The following is a 1,686-nucleotide window of genomic DNA, read 5'->3' as shown; positions in this document are numbered from 1 at the left end:
GCGCCCGCACGGCCGCGACGGCGGCGAGGACGAGGAGCGGCGCGAGGGCCAGCTCGGCCACCAGCCGCGGCGGCTGCGCGAGCGAGTCGTACGCCTGGCGGACGCGCTGCTCGACGAAGCGGCGTGCCTCGGGCGGGCGCCGCACGACGACGACGTCCGGCCGGTGCGCGACGACGCCGCCGCGCGCGACCACCGTGCGCTCGAGCTCCAGGTTCTCGAAGAGCACGCGGGAGTCGTAGCCCGCGTCCCCGAGCGCGGCCCGCCTCAGGGCGACCGTGCCGGCGTAGTCGTGGCCGAGCAGCGCGCGGTTCAGCAGGGAGCGTGCGGTGTCCCAGCGTGCGTGCCACGGCATCGGGTCGAACACGTTCTGCGGCACGACGAGGTCGGCGTCGTCGAGCGCGGCGAGCACCGCGGCGAGGCCGGCGGCGTCGTACCGGACGTCGTCGTCGGCGACGACGAGCCTCGGCGCGGTGGTCGCGGCGATCCCCGCGAGCACGCCGACGACCTTGCCGTTCGTGCCCGGCGGGACGTCGGGCACGTCGACGACACGCACCGCGTCGCCCCACGCGGCGTCGTGCCGCGCCCGGACGTCGGGCGGCGAGCCGTCGGCGACGACCACGGGAACGTGGGCGGCGACCCGGCGCAGGTAGGCGGCGAGCTCGGCGAGCTCCGCCTCGTCCACGGCGTGCCGGCGTAGCGGCAGCAGGTAGGCGGCGTCGGACGCGACCGTGTCAGGCATGCGCGTCGAGCGGCACGAGGAGCGCGGACCCGCCCTCCTGCCACCGGCCGAGCGCGTACGCGGCGACGTCCCCCTCGACAGCGAGGCACGCCGCGGCGCCGAGGAGCACGTCGTCGCGCAGGGCGGGCTCCTGCTCGACGAGGCGGCCGGCGAGGTCGCGCGCCGCGATCTGCTCGTGGACGGCGTCGGCCTCGACGTGCTCGTCGAAGTACCACGTGGTGTCGGCGTCGTGGCCGAGCCGCCGGAAGCCGTTGCCGTACAGGCGGCTCGGGATGGACGACGTCATCTCGAACGCCGCGAGGTGCCCGACGATCGCGCCGCGCAGGCGCCGGTGCAGCCCGAACAGGGACATCGTGTTGAGCGCGACGAGCACGACGGTCGGCACGGCGTCGACGTACCGCCCGTAGGTGTCGTCGAGGCCCGCGCCGCGCATCGTGCGCGCGAACAGCTCGGCGTGCATCCGGCCCGGCTGCCCGCCGCCGTACTCGTCGGCCTGAATCTCCACGAGCGCGGCCTTCGGCGCCCCCGCCAGGCGCGGAACCGCCCACGTGTGCGGGTCGGCCTCCTTGAGCTGGTACAGCGACTTGAGCACGAGCAGCTCGCGCACCTGCTGCGCGTCGGCGCGCTTGGCGACGTAGCGGGACAGGCTCGGCCCGTCGTCGGCCGCCGCGAGGTCGAACAGGCGCCGCGCGACGCCGGCCGCGTCCGTCTCGGTGCCGTCCGGCGTCCCGGCGCGCTCGCGCACGGCGGCCTCGAACGGGCGCTCGACGGTCCGGCGCACGGCGAGCAGCGCAGGCTCCCACTCCCAGGCGTCGTCGACCCTCTCGACGCCGCGGTAGTGCAGCTCGTACATGACCATGAGGGCGAGCTGTACGTCGCTGTCGTCGAGGATGGCGCGGCCCCCGGGGGCGTGGGCGGCGGGCGCCGTCGCGAGCGCCTCGCGCACC

Annotated in this window: 2 protein-coding genes; both read right to left on the bottom strand. The window is 76.4% G+C overall.

Annotation, left to right across the window (positions count from 1 at the left end; translation table 11 throughout):
* The coding region (locus JZ5iCDA_RS17365) for a glycosyltransferase (protein WP_069388227.1) at positions 1-739 on the bottom strand (739 nt) is incomplete at its 3' end.
* Positions 732-1,686 (bottom strand): iron-containing redox enzyme family protein (locus tag JZ5iCDA_RS17360; RefSeq protein ID WP_069388226.1); only part of this gene is annotated, 955 nt, incomplete at its 5' end. The genes JZ5iCDA_RS17365 and JZ5iCDA_RS17360, both read right to left, overlap by 8 nt.

Origin of the sequence: Cellulosimicrobium cellulans (assembly GCF_001722485.1) — a bacterium.
GTDB classification, from domain to species: domain Bacteria; phylum Actinomycetota; class Actinomycetes; order Actinomycetales; family Cellulomonadaceae; genus Cellulosimicrobium; species Cellulosimicrobium cellulans_A.
The sequence above is the reverse complement of the archived record's forward strand: the minus strand, read 5'-3'. Positions and strand labels throughout refer to the sequence as shown.